12 protein-coding genes are annotated in these 19782 nt (G+C 36.6%); 1 reads left to right on the top strand and 11 read right to left on the bottom strand.

All coding sequences use genetic code 11. The annotated features are described in order from the left end of the window. Positions 1-2: 2 nt before the first annotated feature. From ACFIMX_RS05760 to ACFIMX_RS05725, 8 genes are all read right to left on the bottom strand, one after another. On the bottom strand, positions 3-1076 hold the full coding sequence (locus ACFIMX_RS05760; protein WP_375637077.1) for an ABC transporter permease: 1074 nt from the start codon (positions 1074-1076) through the stop codon (positions 3-5). Positions 1077-1188: 112 nt separating this feature from the next. Then, entirely contained in the window at positions 1189-2805 is a 1617-nt protein-coding gene (locus ACFIMX_RS05755; protein WP_375618647.1) for an ABC transporter substrate-binding protein, read from the bottom strand. Positions 2806-3166: 361 nt separating this feature from the next. Continuing rightward, entirely contained in the window at positions 3167-4792 is a 1626-nt protein-coding gene (locus tag ACFIMX_RS05750; RefSeq protein WP_375694167.1) for an ABC transporter substrate-binding protein, read from the bottom strand. Positions 4793-6420: 1628 nt separating this feature from the next. Next, positions 6421-7047 (bottom strand): DNA-3-methyladenine glycosylase I, encoded by a 627-nt coding sequence (locus tag ACFIMX_RS05745; RefSeq protein ID WP_375639787.1) that lies wholly within the window; start codon positions 7045-7047, stop codon positions 6421-6423. Continuing rightward, positions 7025-8455 carry an exodeoxyribonuclease VII large subunit gene (gene xseA, locus ACFIMX_RS05740; protein WP_375639788.1) on the bottom strand — a complete coding sequence of 477 codons (1431 nt, stop codon included), beginning with the start codon at positions 8453-8455 and terminating at the stop codon, positions 7025-7027. Before xseA ends, ACFIMX_RS05745 begins: the two co-directional genes overlap by 23 nt. 401 nt (positions 8456-8856) lie before the next feature. Beyond that, positions 8857-10488, bottom strand: coding sequence for an ABC transporter substrate-binding protein (locus ACFIMX_RS05735; protein WP_375694166.1), 1632 nt, complete (start codon positions 10486-10488; stop codon positions 8857-8859). Positions 10489-11385: 897 nt separating this feature from the next. Continuing rightward, on the bottom strand, positions 11386-13017 hold the full coding sequence (locus ACFIMX_RS05730; protein WP_375639791.1) for an ABC transporter substrate-binding protein: 1632 nt from the start codon (positions 13015-13017) through the stop codon (positions 11386-11388). 870 nt (positions 13018-13887) lie between these two features. Next, on the bottom strand, positions 13888-15513 hold the full coding sequence (locus ACFIMX_RS05725; RefSeq protein WP_375694165.1) for an ABC transporter substrate-binding protein: 1626 nt from the start codon (positions 15511-15513) through the stop codon (positions 13888-13890). A gap of 1103 nt (positions 15514-16616) precedes the next feature. Between ACFIMX_RS05725 and ACFIMX_RS05720 the strand changes: the two genes are divergently transcribed. Continuing rightward, positions 16617-16898 (top strand): DUF6460 domain-containing protein, encoded by a 282-nt coding sequence (locus ACFIMX_RS05720; RefSeq protein WP_375633233.1) that lies wholly within the window; start codon positions 16617-16619, stop codon positions 16896-16898. Positions 16899-16920: 22 nt separating this feature from the next. On the opposite strand, the gene ACFIMX_RS05715 is transcribed toward ACFIMX_RS05720, so the two are convergent. The 3 genes from ACFIMX_RS05715 to ACFIMX_RS05705 all read right to left on the bottom strand — a co-directional run bounded on the left by ACFIMX_RS05715 (position 16921) and on the right by ACFIMX_RS05705 (position 19650). Beyond that, entirely contained in the window at positions 16921-17730 is an 810-nt protein-coding gene (locus ACFIMX_RS05715; RefSeq protein ID WP_375618593.1) for a TIGR02186 family protein, read from the bottom strand. 2 nt (positions 17731-17732) lie between these two features. After that, a complete protein-coding gene (locus ACFIMX_RS05710) occupies positions 17733-18653 on the bottom strand; it encodes a sulfite exporter TauE/SafE family protein (protein ID WP_375634912.1) in 921 nt (306 codons plus the stop codon). 178 nt (positions 18654-18831) lie between these two features. Beyond that, complete coding sequence (locus ACFIMX_RS05705) at positions 18832-19650, bottom strand: hypothetical protein (protein ID WP_375639795.1); 819 nt, start codon at positions 19648-19650, stop codon at positions 18832-18834. Positions 19651-19782 lie beyond the last annotated feature (132 nt).

The following is a 19782-nucleotide window of genomic DNA, read 5'->3' as shown; positions in this document are numbered from 1 at the left end:
ATTCAACGTGTCCTTGGATCAAAAATGCGATAAAGCAAATCAGAAAATAAATTAATGGCGACAAAGATAAATCCTACAAGTAAAGTACATCCTACAACTGCATTCATATCTCCGGCTAAAAGAGCATTTGTCAAGTAATGTCCAAAACCAGGCCAAGCAAAAACTGTCTCCGTTAAAACAGCCCCTTCTAATAAAAAAGCATAAGAAAGTGCAACAACGGTAATAATTTGAACAGCAGCATTTCGAAAGGCATGCCCCCAAACGGTTCGCGACCACGATAATCCCTTTACACGTGCAGTAATGATATATTCCTGATTAAGCTGCTCAATCATAAACCCACGAGTCATACGGCTAATATAAGCCATAGCACCGAAAGCCAAGATCAAAGCAGGCATAATAACGTGACTAAAAACATTACCAAAAGCCTCCCATTGTCCTTGGCTTGCAGTATCCCAAAGGAAAAATCCTGTTTTTTGTTCAAAAGAATATTCATAAAGAAAATCAAGTCGTCCTGGGCCACCAACCCAACCAAGCTTGGCGTAAAATATTAACAACGCCATTAATCCAAGCCAAAATGTTGGGGTAGAATAACTTACAAGTGTAAAAATACGGACAACATAATCAATAAATGAATCGCGATACATTGCTGCAAAAACACCAAAGGGAATTCCAAGAGTTGTGCCAATAACAATAGCAACAGTTGCAAGTTCTAATGTTGCAGGAAATACACGCATAATATCAGCTAAAACAGGACGCCCAGACGTTAAAGCATCTCCAAAGTCAAATAAAAATACATTATGAAGATACTTCCAATATTGAACAATCAACGGCTTATCAAGACCCAGCTTATAATACATAGCATCATAAGCTTCCTGACTGATATTATCACCAAGAATAGATAGAACAGGATCGAGAGGAAGAAGATGACCAAGAAAAAAGGTAATCGTCACCAACCCAAGCAATGTGATAAAAACTGAAATAAGAAGTTTCAATCCTTTGCATAAAAAATCCCATAAAAATAATTTTTTCTGCTTTTCTGATACAGCTCTTTCAGTCTCTGAAAGTGGCAAAACCATTATAAAAATCCCCTCTGTAGCGATAAAACATAAAGCAAATACCTTTTTTTATATAACAAAACAATCTCTTATTAAGCATGTTCTATAATCCTTCTCTATAACATGCTTCTTTTTATTTTTCTGCTTCATTGTAGTAAAGTCTATAACTGTTCCAAATCCATTTTTTGACATCAGGTCCCATACCAACGGTATAATATGTCTGAAATAAATAAACCATAGGACCATGCTCTAGCACATAATGCTGTAAAGTACGATATTGCATGATACGCTTATTGGGGTCTTTCTCAAACAAAGCATCCATCACCATGTTATTAATATTTTCATCATAATACCCAGCGCGCCAAGCTAAATACATATTGTGCTTTTTTGTAAATGTTGGATCAGGGTTAAACACGTGATTTAATGAAGCAGGATGTCCATCAGGATCGGCACTCCCCCACCCCATAAGTGCAGTATCATAATTTCCACCACGTACACGACTCAACAATTGATTTTGTGCCATTTTTTCAATTGTAAGCTCAACACCAATTTTGCGTGCATTGGCTTGAATAGACTGTGCAACAGACGACATATAACTAAGGCTTCCAACTAAAAGATTAGCTTTAAACCCATTAGGATAACCAGCTTCAGTAATCAGTTGTTTTGCTTTTTTCAAATCCAACTGAAAAGGCAAACCTTCTTTTTCATCTAAAGCACCTGGAACACCTAAAGACATATAAGTTGCCCGTGGAATAGCAATCCCTTTCAAAACAGTTTTTCCAAGACCTTCATAATCAACCAAATAACGAAGTGCCAATCTGACCTTTTCATTCGCAAAAATTGCATTCTTATTATTTAACGATAAGTAAATAATCTGCGGACGCAAAACACGACTAATTTTGACTGGGCCTCCCTTTTTTTCAAGATCTAAAATATCCTCTGAAGAAAGATCACGCACTATATCCACATCACCTTTTTCCAAAAGAAGTCTTTGACTTGATGAATCCGCTACATGCCGCACAACAATCTTCTTAATTTTAGGCACTTCGCCCCAATAATGTTGTGTCGCCTCTAACACAACTTTATCTCCTGGAGACCAGCTCACCAATTTATAAGGTCCAACACAAGCTGTATGTGTTGCTAAATATTTATTCCCCATATCACCGTTAATACTCTGTGCTTCAATTGTTTTCCGATCAAGCAAAGCAGAAGCATAAGATTGTCCAATAACAGTCAATATGAGCTGAATAGGATAGGGTTTATCTAATTTTAATTGTAAAGTCTTATCATCAAGAGCCTGAATATTTGTTTCAATATTGTTTTTGGTAAACCCATAATCCATTAAAGATTGAGCATAGCTTAATCCTAATTTAATAATCCGTCGCATCGACCATACCAGATCTTGCGCTGTAGCCATCCTTCCATCATTAAACTTTAAATCATCACGAAGATGAAAGACTATTCTTTTGCCATTATCTAAAACGTCCCAAGATTTTGCCATAGCAGGGCGAATTTTTGTAGGATCATGCTCATCATATTGCACTAACGCGCTGCAAATATTCGTCAATAACTCACTCGTCACAACCTCAACAGTTTGCGCTGGATCAAAACTACTAATTGAATCAATATTCCATGCCATTACCAATATATCTTTAGATGAGGCACTGAATGCCGATGTTACAGCCCCATTAAAAAAAACGATTGAGCTTAATAAAATAGAAAATTTTTTCAATATTCTTTGTTTTCCCATTTTATCTCTTCCTTTTGTATTCTTCTACCTTTTCACACAAAGTGATTGTGATTTTGCTTAAATAGCATAGCATTAGACATCAATTTCATTTAATCAAACTAAGCATCTATAAAATAATTTTCTTATACATCAGTCTATATTCGGGATGCAGAGAATCTATAACCATAAACAAAGATCCTCCCCAATATAACTTTCTATATTCATCGCTCCCTATAAACGATCTTAATTATATACTGCTACTACACAAACATCCTTCACAGTTTCATCCTTAAAAAACTGAAGAGCTTTATATGGGAGAATATTTTCATCATGCAATTATGATTAAGCTCTTTTTAGCTTTGATAACACTAAAAAGACACACTTATTTTTCAATTTTACTATAAAAAATACGCGGTGCACTATTCCAAACCCATTTTTTGACATCAGGCGTCATCGCGACAACGCTATATTGTTGAAAGATAAACGCATAAGGTCCTTTTTGCATTAATTCACGTTGTAAATCAGCATAGAGTTGCGCTCGTTTTTGCGGATCTTTTTGAAACAACGCTTCTTCAACCTTTTCATTCATCTTAGCATCAAAATACCCATGCTTCCAACTAGGATAGGCTGTATTTCTAGCCTCAAAACGATTATCTGGATTGAAAATAAGACGTGAAGCCATTGTATGAGGATCCGCAGAATCATTATTCCATCCGATAAAAGCCGTATCAAAAGCTCGAGCATCCACTTTTGAAAATAACTGTGTACCTGCTACACGTTCAATTTTAAGACGCACCCCTGCCTGAGCAGCACTATCTTGGAGTGACTGAGCAAGTAACAAAGTATAAGGAGTGTTTGACACGAGAAAATTTGCCTCAAATCCGTTCGGATAACCAGCCTCTGCTAAAAGCTGTTTGGCTTTTTGAATATCAAGTTTAAAGGGTTGCCCCTCTTTTTCATCTAAAGCCCCAAAGTTGCCAAGAGGAATAAAACTGGCCCGTGGAACACCAATCCCTTTGAGAAGCTTCTTGCCAAGACCTTCATAATCTATGAGATAACGCATCGCCAAGCGCACTTTTTCCTTAGCAAAAATAAGATTCGTCGTATTGAATCCCCAGTACATCATAGTTGGCACTAACACTCTTTCAACTTTAACATCTGTTGTTTTTTGCAGATCTGCAAGATCTTCAGGGGTCAAATTACGAGCAACATCTATATCATGTTTTTGCAACAACAAACGTTGTGTTCCGGGCTCTGCAACATGGCGAATTAAAATCTGCTTCAGTTTAGGCGTTTGTCCCCAATAGTGAGAGCTTGCACGCAACAAAAGAGCTTCTCCAGGGCGCCAACTTTTTAACTGATAAGGTCCAACACACGCAGCATGACTTTTCAAATACTGATTTCCAAAATCGCCATTTTTTTCGTGTTTCATAATCGTCTTACGATCAAGCAAAGCTGTTGCACGACTCGCAACAATATTATTAAGAATGAGCTCTGCTGGATAAGGCTTATCAAATTTCATCACAACCGTTTTTTCATCAACAGCTTGCAAAGCATCATCAACATTTTGCTCTGTAATTCCATATTCATTAAAAATTGCCGCATTACCCATCTTCAATTTGACAATCCGCTTCATACCCCAAACAAGATCATTGGCGTTGGCTGATCTGCCATCATTAAACTTCAAACCATCACGCAAATGAAAAGTAATCACCGTACTGTGATCATCACCTGAAACATCCCAATGTGTTGCTAAAGCGGGAACCATTTTAGCAGGATCATCTGTCGCACCACTCACCAAATTATCACAAACATTGCGAATAATTTCACTCCCATAAACATCATTAAGTTGTGCGGGATCAAACGTACTGATTGCATCAATATTCCAAGCCATCACAAGGGTATCAGCCGGTGTTTTTGCTAAGGACTGTTGTACAACCATTCCCAATGCCATAAGAACAGAAACAAGAGAGCCGCTACTTTTCAATATTTTTCTTTTCAAGTTCATAAACTCTTCCCTTTATTTATTTTTATCAATTAATGACGCTGAAATAATATAGCAAATTTATAATTATAACATTGAATAAATACGTTCTAATCGCCTATATTTCTAATCACCTACACAGAGTCATCTACTTGATAAATTCATTGACTTACGTCTCAATAAACCATAGCGAACATGCAATATATGTTTTGCTAACCAGTATTACATTCTTTTCATAACCTCTTTGCATATGATAATGCACTATATCAATTCCCTATTAATCATCAATAAGCCTTGTCGCCCCCCAAAAAATAGTGAGCTTAAAAAAAATCATTACGCAAAAATTTATGAATTCATTATTCTATTCCTTTAAGCGACATTTAAAATAAAATATGCAAACTTTAAAAATAGTCATCCCCCTCAAACACTCAGTTTCAAGATGCGGCGCATCTTTACTACATGACCAAAACGACACTGAAACAGCAGAAAGACATAAGAAAATATCTTTTCTAAAACGCTACCCCCCACAAAAATCTGCTTAATCTTTTGAAAACTAAGTGTCAAAAGTTTTACGTTTTTACCAACAAAACCAAACGCGTTAACAAAGATAAAGGAAAAATGAGAAGAATCATTCCTTCCACGCTTTATCTTTTGAGAAATAAAGCTTACAATAAAAGAATATACACTAAAATGCATCCCCCCATTGATAAAAACAAAATTTATTAGACACTTCCCCCCCAAAGACATAACGAATATAAAACCTTCTAAACTTTAGTGTGCATCATTGCTTTACCACTATAAAAATAGAACAGAAAGCAACATACCGCAACAAAACTCTCGTTTCCAGCGGAAACATACAGAGATTCAACGAAGCAATGCAGTGAATACCAGTCTGTCTGAGCTTAAGTATCCTCCTAAAACTGGAGCTCACACGCAGCAAAATTCCTCTCTAGTGAAGGAAAGTTATCAGATAATAAAACCTAACACAAGCAGCTTGAGTCATTTAACTTCAATTTTTCATCGCTGCATTTCATTTTATATTGCCTAGGTAAGCATTGGGCAATCGACCTACATATAAATAAACCAACAGTCATACAAGCAAAGTAAAACAATGCAACAACAGCACCCCATCTAAAAACCACTTTGCATTCGTCAATAAACATGAATAAAATATTCATTAATTATAACGGTTATGTCACTAACGGAAATAAAAACACTTCTTCTGAACCATTACAAATGCTAAAGACTGTTGACAACATTGAGAGCTAGTAAATGTGTGATGGTGCCGATCTTCTCCTTCATAAGCGTAAAGATGGAGTGCACGATGGATTTACTGTCATAGTATTCATGAGCTGCGTCGCAAAATGGGCTTTGGTGTAACTAGATGTTTCTTTAAAACATACAAGACATTACCATTATCTCACTTCAGATACATAACAGTTAAGATATCACTCCTTTTTGCGTCTGTTTTTTCATCCTCAAAATTATACCTTTATCGTTTTTAGTGCCAACAACAATAGAAAATCATTAATATTGTATAGTTTGTATATTTCAATTATCTTATACAGCGGAATTGTATAATTTATACATTTATTAAATAATTCAATTATTATCCTATTAATCATTACTCTTACAAAAGAAAGTTTGCCAATTTATCGACAAAAACATCCTTCAAGATGATCATTAACAATTCCTACGGACTGCATAAAAGCATAACAAATTGTGGGGCCAACGAATGTCCAACCACGTTTCTTCAAGTTTTGAGAAAGACGAAAAGAAGCAGGTGTCATAGGGTTAGCTAACAGTGTTTGAAAATCTATTTTTTCATAACGCTCCGATTGTGGTGGTTGAAAAGACCAAAAATAGTGGGACAAACTCCCCCACTCTGTTATAATTTCTTGTGCTCTCAATGCATTATTAAGCACTGATTGAATTTTTCCTTGATGGCGAACAATGTCTTTATTCTGCAATAACATTTGCACCTTTAGCTCATCATAATGAGCAATCTTTTCAAAGTCAAAGTGATCAAATGCAACGCGAAAAAAAGAGCGTTTTTTTAAAATTGTAAACCAAGAAAGCCCCGCTTGGAAACCTTCAAGACAAATTTTCTCAAACAAACGAATATCCTCAAAAACAGGCTTTCCCCATTCGGTATCATGATAAGCACAATAAAGTGGATCCGTTCCAGCCCATGCGCAACGAACTTTTCCATCCACTCCCTTAAGAAGACCTTCCGCAAGCATGGCATTAACCGTATTAAAAGAGAGTTCCTTGATCATCGCTTGGCGACTTTATCTGCTTGTGTTTTGATCTTTTAGCGGAAATAGGCTCTTGTGTTGCAACACTGATATCTCCATCAAAAAAGCGTAAATTTATTTGCCCTGTTTCAGGAAACTGAACCAATCGTTTAATGGGCTTATGATCTTTCCCCAAAGCCAAAACAAAACCGCGCTCCAAAATATTCTGATATGAAGTGCTTCTTAAAAGCCTAGATACTACCTCTAACCCAGCACGTTGTTTTTCCACACTACGCACAAAAGCACGCTGAAGACGTGCCGTATATTCCTTTGTATTGCGTTGTGCTTTTTCACTATTTAACAAACGCGGTGAAAGACGCACACCAAGTGCATGAAAAGAAAAACGTTTTTTATCGTAGCTTACACAAAGAGCACGCTGCAATCGACTTGAAGTTTCATCCAAACCACGCCGTGGTAGAGCAAAAAGTTGATCGGCAGTCGGAAGAGCTCGTAGAGTAGCACGCAATTTTTGTCGATAAAAATCCAAATAACGCGCGAGTCCCTTGCGCAAACGTGCATCAAGCGATGCCACCAGCACCTCGAGATCAAGCTTAACAGGAACAGCCCGTTCTGCTGCGGCGGTAGGAGTTGGAGCGCGCCAATCAGCCACATAATCAATCAAGGTCCAGTCCGTTTCATGCCCAACAGCAGAAATAACAGGAAGAGAAGATTCATAAACAGCACGAACAACAGCTTCGTCATTAAACCCCCACAAATCTTCTAAACTTCCCCCTCCCCGTGCAACAATAATAAGATCAGGTTTTGGAATAAGTCCACCTGGACCAAGAGCATTAAAACCTTCAACAGCAACAGCCACTTCCCTCCCACTTGTTTCCCCCTGAACACGTACAGGCCAAACCAAAATATGCAACGGAAAACGATCGGATATACGATGAATAATATCACGAATAACAGCACCTGTTGGTGATGTTACAACGCCTAAAATTCGAGGCATATAAGGCAAAGGTTTTTTCTTTTCTTCATCAAACAAGCCTTCTTCTAAAAACTTTTTCTTACGATTTTCAAGAAGTGTCATCAAAGCACCAACCCCCGTTGGTTCAAGAGCCTCAATGACAATTTGATATTTCGATGACCCTGGATAAGTTGTAAGTTTACCAACAGCAACTACTTCCATCCCTTCTTCAGGAGGGAATTTGAGCTTTTCCATAACTCCACGCCAAATAACAGCTTCCAACCGTGCCTTATCATCTTTTAAAGAAAAATAAGCATGTCCCGAAGCATGAGTACCACGGTACCCTGATATCTCCCCACGCACCCGTACATAACCAAACTTTTCTTCAACAACACGCTTTAGAGCCCCTGCTATTTCGGAAACAGTGAATTCTGCCACATTTGTTACACCTGTTTTTTCACTAAACAAACTTACCATTTTTCAATTCTTTACGCCCGTTTCTGTGAATCTTTTTGAAACAACACATCTTTAAACTTTTGATTTATAGCTTCATCAAAATACCCATAACACCGGCTAGAACAGCTTATATTTTTAATTTCAAATCGATTATCAGGGTTGTAAAAAAAACTTGAAGCCGTTGTATGGGGATGTCTAGAGTCATTATTTCATCCGAAAATTGTATCAATAGAAGTTAAAATATTCAATCCTAACATCCACACAAACGCATCTTTCATAAGAATTCCTGAAATAAAATTCTCGATACAACATAGTAATCCATTCCCGATAAAATTCAACGTATTGCAAAGTGTTAAAGAGCTTTGCAATACATCAAATATATCATGATCATGTTTTTTATATTTTATAAACTTGATACCTTCTTATTTTTCAATTGCACTATAAAAAATACGTGGTGCACTATTCCACACCCATTTTTTTACATCAGGTGTCATAGCAATAATATTATATGTCTGATAGATAAACGCATAAGGTCCTTTTTGCATTAATTCACGCTGTAAATCAGCATACATTTGTGCCCGTTTCTGTGGATCTTTTTGAAACAGAGCTGCCTGAACCTTCTTATTCATATCTTCATCCAAATAGCCGTGGCACCAACTAGGATAGCCTGTATTTTTAGCCTCAAACCGATTATCAGGATTTGAAATAAAACGTGAAGCCATTGTATGAGGATCCGCAGAAGAATTATTCCATCCTATAAAAATTGTATCAAAGCTACGTGCATAAAGTTTGGAAAACAACTGTGTACCGATAAAATGTTCAATCTTAAAGTGCACACCTATCTTTTTTGCATTATCCTGGATAGACTGAGCAATAGGCAAAGCAAAAGGATAAGGAGATTTTCCTGCAAAAATATTGGCCTCAAAACCATCTGGATAACCCGCTTCTATTAAAAGCTGCTTGGCTTTTTCAAGATCAAGTTTAAAGGGTTGCCCTTCTTTTTCATCCAAAGCCCCAAAATTACCAATGGGAATAAAGCTTGCCCGTGGAATGCCAACATCTTTAAGAAGAGTCTTTCCCAGAGTGTCATAATCGATCAAATAACGCATTGCCAAACGCACCTTTTCATTGGCAAAAATAGGATTTGTCGTATTGAACCCCCACATTATCACAGATGGAGCCAACACTTTTTCAATCTTAATATCTGTTGTTTTTTGGAGATCTGCTATATTCTCTGGCGTTAAATTACGTGCCACATCAATATCGTGTTTTTCCAACAACAAACGTTGTGTTCCAGGCTCAGCAATATGACGAATTAAGATCTTCTTCAATTTGGGTGCCTCTCCCCAATAATGGGTACTTGCACGCAACAAAATTCCTTCTCCAGGACGCCAACTTTCTAACTGATAAGGACCAACACAAGCAGCGTGACTTGCCAAATAGCGATTTCCCATATCACCATCTTGTTCGTGTTTCATAAGTGTCTCACGATCAAGCAGAGCAACAGTACGATTCCTAGAAATATTGCTCAGAATAAGTTCTACTGGATAAGGTTTATCAAATTTCATCACCACTGTTTTCTCATCGGGTGCTTGAAAAGCCTTATCAACATTTTGTTCTGTGATACCATATTCATTAAAAGTTGCCGCATTAGATAGCTTCAATTTGACAACCCGCCTCATTCCCCAAACAAGATCATGAGCACCAGCAGACCGACCATCATTAAACTTCAAATCATCGCGCAAATGAAAAGTAATAACTGTACTCTGATCATCGCTTACAACATCCCAACTCTTTGCCAAAGAAGGAACGATTTTAACTCCATCATTTTTAGCAGAATCAACCAAATTATCACAAACATTAACAACAATTTCAGCTCCATACCGGTCATTGAGCTGCGCAGGATCAAAATTACTGATCGCATCAAGATCCCAAGCCATCACGAGGGTATCAGCAGGTGTTTTTGCTGAAACTTGCTGCACAAACATCCCAAAAGTAATAAAAGCAGAAATAAAACAACTGCTCCTTTTAAATATCTTTCTTTTTAAATTCATAGATTTATCTCTTTAAAGTTTGTTGTATAAATTTTTCTTGCAACAGTAACGTGCAAAAATAAAAAAAATCAGGCTTTTAAAGCACACCTCCTAAAGATAAAATATCAAACCCTTTAAACAGCAGGAGCAGCCCCTTGAGCAATATTGTAAACTAAAACAAAAGAGACAACGAAAAATGATCTGATAAACAATGAATAATACCACAAATGACAGCGCCTGTTAGTGATGTCACAGCACCCATAACTTTGATCATACAAGCCAAAGATTTTTTTATCGCATCAAACAGGACTTCTGCTTTAAAAGTCTTTTTCCTATTTTCTCAAAAGAGTTCTCAGAGAACCAACTTCAGTTGCTTTAAAAGCTCACTCATCCTTCGATATTTTGACAATCCTCATAAGTATAGTTTCTAACCATGGACATTCCTCTCCTTCCTCACAAGGACATTTGGACTTTCCAGGACCCATATTAAAGGGCAGTCTCAGCATCTCATCATTTTTTAAGGAAAAGCGGTATAATTTGAAGCACCAGCTCCACAATAATCCCATATTCCCCCAACGCACCTGCATATAACTAACTTTTTTCTCAATAGCACATTTTAAGGTTCCTCACTTTTTCTACAAAATACTAAATTCTGCTCATATTCAGTATGCCCATTTCTTTAACCGGCAAATTTATTATTTTTTCTTCACTTAAGATTGAAATCTACAATCTTAATATCTATGTATACTTGTTCTATAAAAATGCATAGTCCCTCTCTAAAGAAGAGTATCTTCGAGTTACTCTATAATGCACTTTACCGATAAACTTCGATATTTTGCAAAGCTTTAAACTCTATGCAAAACACCGAAGTTATTATCATCACATTCACTGTTGTATATTACAACATTTTAAACGTGCTTATTTTTCAATGGCATTATAAAAAATACGTGGTGCACTATTCCACACCCATTTTTTAACATCAGGTGTCATAGCAATAATACTATATGTCTGATAGATAAATGCATAAGGTCCTTTTTGCATAAAATCACGCTGTAAATCGGCGTACATTTGTGCCCGTTTCTGTGGATCTTTTTGAAACAGAGCTGCCTGAACCTTCTTATTCATATCTTCATCCAAATAGCCGTGGCACCAACTAGGATAGCCTGTGTTTTTAGCCTCAAACCGATTATCCGGATTATAAACGAGACGTGAAGCCATTGTATAAGGATCTGCAGAATCGTTATTCCATCCCATAAAAATTGTATCAAAGCTACGTGCATAAAGTTTGGAAAACAACTGTGTCCCTACAAAATGTTCAATCTTAAAGTGCACACCTATTTTTTTTGCATTGTCCTGGATAGACTGAGCAATAGGCAAAGCAAAAGGATAAGGAGATTTCCCTGCAAAAATATTGGCTTTAAAACCATTTGGATAACCTGCTTCTGTTAAAAGCTGCTTAGCTTTTTCAAGATCAAGTTTAAAGGGTTGCCCTTCTTTTTCATCCAAAGCTCCAAGATTACCGATGGGAATAAAGCTTGCCCGTGGAATACCAACATCTTTAAGAAGAGTCTTTCCCAGAGTGTCATAATCGATCAAATAACGCATTGCCAAACGCACCTTTTCATTGGCAAAAATAGGATTTGTCGTATTGAACCCCCACATTATCACAGATGGAGCCAACACTTTTTCAATCTTAATATCTGTTGTTACTTGGAGATCTGTTATATCTTCAGGCATCAAATTACGTGCCACATCAATATCGTGTTTTTCCAACAACAAACGTTGTGTTCCAGGCTCAGCAATATGACGAATGAGAATCTGCTTCAATTTTGCTGGCTCTCCCCAATGATAGGAACTTGCACGCAACAAAATCGCCTCTCCAGAACGCCAGTTGACTAATTGATAAGGACCAACACAAGCAGCGTGACTTGCCAAATAGCGATTTCCCATATCACCATCTTGTTCGTGTTTCATAAGTGTCTCACGATCAAGTAAAGCAGCAACACGAGTAGTAAGAATATGGCCAAGGATGATCTCTGCTGGATAAAGCTTATCAAATTTCATCACCACTGTTTTCTCATCGGGGGCTTGAAGAGTAGAATCAATATTTTGTTCTGTAATTCCATATTCGTTAAATATAGCTGCTGCAGACAACTTCAATTTAACAACCCGCTTCATCCCCCAAACAAGATCATGAGCACCAGCAGACCGACCATCATTAAACTTCAAATCATCACGCAAATGAAAAGTAATAACTGTACCCCCACCCTCATTTGAAACATCCCAACTCTTTGCCAAAGAAGGCGCTATTTTAGCTGCATCATCTGTAGCGGAATCGATTAAGTTATCACAAATATTAGCAATAATTTCATTGCCATAACGTTCATTGATCTGCGCAGGATCAAAAGTCTCAATTGAATCAAGATTCAAAGCCATTACAAGGGTATCAGTAGGTGTTTTTGCTGAAACTTGTTGCACAAACATCCCCATTGCAAGAACAGCAGAAACAAAAGAACTGCTCTTTTTCAATATTTTTCTTTTCACGTTCATAGAATTTTCCTTTTAACGTTATTGTATAAATTTCCCATGCAGCAAAACGTGCTTAATAATTAAGTTTAGACGAACTATAGGCTTCTAAAAACTAAGTTTTAAAATCTTTAAGAACAAACACCTCTTGCCAATCACTTCTCCTGCCCACACTTATAAGCCAAACCAAAACACTCTGATATATAATGAACGCTCACCAACAATAGAGCTTATTCACGATATCATAACGCCTACTATTGAAGACTATAAGACTAAGATTCTTTTTTTCTCTTGTCTCTTGTTTCTTCTAATATTTCTAATTTCATCAAAGCACTATCCCTATTTATTCAAGTACTTTAATAATAAAGAGCCTTCATAAGAATTTGAAACTTCGGTAAAACAGGAAAATTCGTCAATTTGCCAAGTAAAACGACTTTTATTCCTTTTTCAAAAGAAAAATTCGAATTTTTTCATCACTCCCCGTAAAATAATACCCTCCAATTAGCATTTCCTCATCCTTCAAAGCAAAAGACAATACGGATACTATTAAAAACTGATATTTCTCGTGTTTCCCCATAACAAAACTTTTCTTGCACATCGCAAAGTCTTTGCTTCTTTAGCAATGCTAGCTTCTGCAACAGTTGTTGCAATAATTTTTCAGTAAATAAACTGACCACTTTTCAATTCAGAGAAACTGAGATATTCAGTCTTAACATCTACACAAACATATCTTTAATAAAAATGCCCCCTTTTAAATAAAGATCTTGAAAAGACATTTAGTATATCCCTCCCTATTCACGATCTTCGGCGTCTTGCAAAACTTTAAAACTTATGCAAAACGCCAAATATATTATGGCTATGCTCTTTATCTATTTGACAACATTGAAGACACACTTATTTTTCAATTTTACTATAAAAAATTTGTGGCGCACTATTCCAAACCCACTTTTTGACATCAGGTGTCATCGCGATAACAGTATATTTCTGATAGATAAACGCATAAGGACCTTTTTGCATCAGTTCACGTTGTAAATCAGCATAGATTTTCGCCCGTTTTTGTGAATCTTTTTGAAACAATGCCTCTTCAACCTTTTCATTCATCTTGGCATCAAAATACCCATGCTGCCAACTAGGATAGGCTGTGTTTTTTGCCTCAAACCGATTATCCGGATTATAAACAAGACGTGAAGCCATTGTATGAGGATCGGCAGAATCATTATTCCATCCGACAAAAATTGTATCAAAAGCCCGTGCATAAAGTTTGGAAAACAACTGTGTACCTGCCAAACGCTCAATTTTAAGACGCACCCCTGCCTGAGCAGCACTATCTTGGAGTGACTGAGCAAGTAACAAAGTATAAGGGGCGTTTGAAACAAGAAAATTAGCCTCAAATCCATTCGGATAACCAGCCTCTGTTAAAAGCTGCTTGGCTTTTTGAATATCAAGCTTAAAGGGCTGCCCTTCTTTTTCATCTAAAGCTCCAAGATTGCCAACAGGAATAAAACTTGCCCGTGGAATACCAACACCTTTGAGAAGCTTCTTGCCAAGACCTTCATAGTCTATGAGATAGCGCATCGCCAAGCGTACTTTTTCCTTAGCAAAAATGGGATTTGTCATGTTGAATCCCCAATACATCATGCTTGGCTCTAATACTTCTTCGATTTTAACATCTGTTGTTTTTTGTAGATCTGCAAGATCTTCAGGGGTCAAATTACGAGCAACATCAATATCATGTTTTTGCAACAACAAACGTTGTGTTCCGGGCTCTGCAACATGGCGAATTAAAATCTGCTTCAGTTTAGGCGCTTGTCCCCAATAGTGAGAGCTTGCACGCAACAAAAGAGCTTCTCCAGGGCGCCAACTTTTTAACTGATAAGGTCCAACACACGCAGCATGACTTTTCAAATACTGATTTCCAAAATCGCCATCTTTTTCATGCTTCATAATTGTCTTGCGATCAAGCAAAGCTGTCGCAGGACTTGCAACAATATTATTAAGAATGAGTTCTGCTGGATAAGGCTTATCAAATTTCATCACAACCGTTTTTTCATCAACAGCTTGCAAAGCATCATCAACATTTTGCTCTGTAATTCCATATTCATTAAAAATTGCCGCATTACCCATCTTCAATTTGACAATCCGCTTCATACCCCAAACAAGATCATTGGCGTTGGCTGATCTGCCATCATTAAACTTCAAACCATCACGCAAATGAAAAGTAATCACCGTACTGTGATCATCACCTGAAACATCCCAATGTGTTGCTAAAGACGGAACCATTTTAGCAGGATTATCTGTAGCACCACTCACCAAATTATCACAAACATTGCGAATAATTTCACTCCCATAAACATCATTAAGTTGTGCGGGATCAAACGTACTGATTGCATCAATATTCCAAGCCATCACAAGAGTATTAGCCGGTGTTTTTGCTAAGGACTGTTGTACAACCATTCCCAATGCCATAAGAACAGAAACAAGAGAGCCGCTACTTTTCAATATTTTTCTTTTCAAGTTCATAGACTTTTCCTTTTAACGTTTATTGTATAAATTTCCCACGCAAGAAGAACGTGCAAAACAACAAGATTAGACGAACCATCGGCTCTGAGAGACAAAGGTTTAAAACTTTCAAACAACACTACCTACCAACCACTCCTCCTGCCATACTTATAAGCCCCCCAAGATGCACCGAAAAACAATTTAATATACAATAAATGGTATAACCGATAACAAAATCTACGGGTGATATACAACATCTACCATTGAAAACTACACGACAAAGATTTTTTCACTCTTGCTTGTCGAGCAAGCTTTCCCCTTTTTTCTTCTAGTGTTTTTTACGCCATCAAAGCACTCCCCTGTTAGCTCAAACTCCTTAATAACAAAGAGCCTTAACGACAATTTGATACTTCAACAACACAGGAAAATTCACCCATTTTCCAACACCAACCAACTCCCTCTCTCTGCTGCAAGAGGAGTTTTGAATTTTTTTATACTTTCCCGCTAAATAATAAGCTTCTCATTATATCTTAATATCTTATTTCAAAACAAAAAGAGCACGGCCCCCACAAACCCCTGATATTCGCTCATGTGCTCGTACAGAACAAAACTTTTTCAACATTCTATTTAATACCTTTGCTCCTTTAACAATACTCAATTCATTGCTTGCATTTTTCAGCAAAAAATATCTTTTCAATGCACTAAGGTTGAAATATCTAAATATAATACCTATATAAGCATACCCTTATTAGAATAGATAGTCTTTTTTTAAGTAAACTGTCTTGAAATATTATTTCTATACACGACAATAATAAGTTCGCTACAAAATCTTCAATATACTAGAACTCTCACTCTGATAAGAAATGCTGAAACGTTATAAAATTTCTCTACAAATTCTCAGAGACGAAAGGATATCCCTTTATTTAATAAAAGAAGCACCATGAAAATATCGCAAAAAATGCAATAAAACATGTGTATATTTCAAAAACCAGCACCGTTAACCAGACTAAGGTGATAAACTCAAAAAAGTAAGAAAAAATAAAAAAATGTTTTTCCTTTATGATAATAACATCGTTGTACTATGATAATACAATAAAAAACACGATCTTCGAAAGTATCTTAGAATGAAGCGAAAAAAAAATTTATTAAATTCTTTTCATGCGTTTCTTAGAGAAAAATTAAGCCGCGTTAGTCTAAAATTGCTTATTCTTTCATTCTTCATTGGCATCGTAATGAATTTTTTGGGATGGACACCTCGAAACCTCATACAAAAAATAGTAGATTTTTTTCAATCACTATGGGAAGCAGGATTTATAACGCTTACAAATTTCTTCCATATAACTATGACAGGAGCTATTGTTGTTGTGCCTATTTTTCTTATCTTACGAATTTTTCATAAAAAATAAAAGCCTTAACATTTTCCTTGCGTTAATCTTTTCGAAAAATCAAACGACACAAAAATCCTGTAGTAATAGCAATAACCACTGCAACAATACCATATAAAAAACGATACTTGTGCGCTGCATAAAAAATTGTATAAGTGATATGTGCTTTAACAATTTCAAGAGTCGTTGTAGCACTATCAATAAACTGTCCATCACGAAAAAGATAAGCACGAACTTTATAATGTCCAACCGGGATATTTGCTGGCAAACGAAAATGCGCTGTGAAAAGTGTGTCAGAACCAAAACGAACCCCACCCACTTCCTCATAATAAAGGCTTTTAGCTTTTTGCAATTTTATAAGTTCATCGCGAAAGATTTGTATTTTTTTCTGATCTTGTTCATCCGTCTGCAATGGCAAATAGAGTAATCCTAACCCTAAGCGTTTATAATCTTCAATGCTCGTAATATCATCAATTTCACGTGTTGTGACCATAGAGTAAAAAAGAGGAACCTTTTTAAAAATAAGAGAATCTGTATTGACCCATACACCGGCATTGCGTTTTTTTTCTCGCATCACCATTGTCCGATCTTGTCCCTCCAAGCTTACAACAATATCATAACGGTTCTGTCGAGAATATAACGGATCAATATTTTCTAAAACACCAGCAATATAAAGATCACGACCAGCAAAATTTGCATCCACAGTAATCGTATTCGTTGTTACAATAATTTGGACAGTTTCGTGGTCAACTTGATCAATGAATGTAGCTGGCGTCCCAACATGTGACCATGTAGAAAAAGAAATAAAACAAAAGCAACCTGCAATGATGTATAAAGAAAACAATCTACCCATTTTTATCTCATAAGAATATCCAGAGAGAAAAGATTATCAGGGCGTATAAATAATTGAAAAGCAAGACGCATACACACAATCAACACTAAAAATGCAAGTGCCATACGCAATTGTTCAGCCTTTAACTTCCGTCCAACTCGTGTTCCATATTGCGCACCAATACTTCCTCCAAGCATTAACAAAAAAGCCAAGACAATATCAACGGACTGATTAGTCATACTTTGCAAAACTGTCGTGAAAGAAGACACAAATGTAATCTGAAAAAGTGAAGTCCCAATCACCACACTGGTTGGAACACGCAGAAGATAAATCAATGCTGGTATCATAAAGAACCCCCCACCAATTCCCATAATAGAAGACAACAACCCCACAATGAGACCAATCCCTAAAACTGGAATAATGCTAACATATATCATAGATGTCCGAAAACGCATTTTTAAGGGTAAGCGATGAATCCAGTTATGTCGACCAGCAAGACGAATATTGGCTTTTCCTGCCTTACGCTTGCGCATCATATCATACCAACTTTCAACGATCATCAAGCTTCCTACACTTCCAAGAAGAATCACATAAAGAAGCGAAATCATTAAGTCTAATTGACCTAACTTTTTCAAAACAGAGAAAACCTGAATCCCGATTAAAGAACCAATCCCTCCTCCAAGCGCCAAAAGAATACCAAGTTTAATATCGAGCGTACGTCTTCTAAAATGTGTAATTGCTCCTGTTACAGATGACGCAATCATCTGGTTGGCACCTGTTCCAACAGCAATAGCAGGAGGAATATTATAAAAAATCAATAACGGCGTGATGAGAAACCCACCACCGATTCCAAAAAGGCCTGAAAAAAAACCAGCAACGACTCCCATACCAATCAAGATCAGCATATTGAGTGACATTTCAGCAATTGGTAAATAAATACTCACTTACAGAACCTTCAAGATAATTTGAGTTTTTTTTAACAATTAGAGAATCCTTCTCCAATTATCCTCTTTTCCAATAATCTCTGTTGCGTGTTTAAAGGATAATTTTAGTTTCTATAGCTTCCGCACAAACACGAATGCGCAATACATTTCACATCTATTAACATCAACATCATAAAAATTAAAAAAAACGAGCTCCTTTTAAAAAGCTATAAAAACATAACGTTATCGCTACCACGAATGCAACGGTTAAAAAACAAAGAACACCTTTTTTTACCAAATAAGATAAAAACGAGACATGTTCCCGAGACTGCGTTCTTAAAGAAGAAAAATCATTCTCAATACAATGATTAGATGCCTGAGCACCCATCATCCCCTTTTCTTCTATCACAGCATGCTTCACTACTCCCTCAGCCTTTTTAAAAGAAGATTTCAGAGCATCACTGGGCAAAGGGCTTCTATTTTCTTGCTGCAACGTATTTTCAACATTTGTTTGGAGTGAAATTATGCTGTTTTCTTTCGAAAAATTTTCCACCTTTTGAAGTAATAAGTGTTCTTGATTTCCCTCACATTCCATGTGAGCAAGTTTTTGTACAACAGAATCAGGTGATTTTGAACGAGACACCCGTCGTGTTACCGCTGCTTCTTCTAAGCTTTTTTTTTCACTCTGCAAACTTTGAACAATTGTTTTAATCTGCTCTAAAAACTGGAAAAGCTTTTTTTCTCTTTGACGACGTATATAATGTTCAGCCAAAATAGCCCGACTAATATCATCTAAGTAAGATTTAAAATGCTCTTCTACAGAACGCTGCTGCATTAAAGAACGAGGCGAATGCTTCATTTGCATTTGCGCATAAACGGTGCGTAATTTTTGAGCAATATCCGACATCGTTACTTCTACAGAAGTATCCATTCTCTCTTTCTGTTCAACAAAAGAAAAGACTTTATCGTTCCTAACCTGTTTGGTCGCCTGGTCGATCGTATGACCCTTCGTATTCACAAACGCCTACCCCTCATTAACCTTTTTGGAAAGAATCGCAACAAATGATGAGAAAGTGTGCTCTATTTTAGTAAATAGAGCTTTAAGAACTCTCAAAAACTTTTTTGTTAGAAATATTTTCCCCAATTTTTA

This window comes from Bartonella sp. AD24XZML (genome assembly GCF_042196485.1).
Lineage (GTDB): Bacteria > Pseudomonadota > Alphaproteobacteria > Rhizobiales > Rhizobiaceae > Bartonella.
This window is presented reverse-complemented; position numbering and strand designations above follow the sequence as displayed.

Coding starts and splice junctions, on each gene's coding strand:
- ACFIMX_RS05745 (WP_375639787.1), bottom strand. CDS start 7,047: ATGATCAAGGAACTCTCTTTTAATACGGTTAATGCCATGCTTGCGGAA.
- ACFIMX_RS05730 (WP_375639791.1), bottom strand. CDS start 13,017: ATGAACGTGAAAAGAAAAATATTGAAAAAGAGCAGTTCTTTTGTTTCT.
- xseA (WP_375639788.1), bottom strand. CDS start 8,455: ATGGTAAGTTTGTTTAGTGAAAAAACAGGTGTAACAAATGTGGCAGAA.
- ACFIMX_RS05715 (WP_375618593.1), bottom strand. CDS start 17,730: ATGGGTAGATTGTTTTCTTTATACATCATTGCAGGTTGCTTTTGTTTT.
- ACFIMX_RS05735 (WP_375694166.1), bottom strand. CDS start 10,488: ATGAATTTAAAAAGAAAGATATTTAAAAGGAGCAGTTGTTTTATTTCT.
- ACFIMX_RS05720 (WP_375633233.1), top strand. CDS start 16,617: ATGAAGCGAAAAAAAAATTTATTAAATTCTTTTCATGCGTTTCTTAGA.
- ACFIMX_RS05750 (WP_375694167.1), bottom strand. CDS start 4,792: ATGAACTTGAAAAGAAAAATATTGAAAAGTAGCGGCTCTCTTGTTTCT.
- ACFIMX_RS05760 (WP_375637077.1), bottom strand. CDS start 1,076: ATGGTTTTGCCACTTTCAGAGACTGAAAGAGCTGTATCAGAAAAGCAG.
- ACFIMX_RS05725 (WP_375694165.1), bottom strand. CDS start 15,513: ATGAACTTGAAAAGAAAAATATTGAAAAGTAGCGGCTCTCTTGTTTCT.
- ACFIMX_RS05755 (WP_375618647.1), bottom strand. CDS start 2,805: ATGGGAAAACAAAGAATATTGAAAAAATTTTCTATTTTATTAAGCTCA.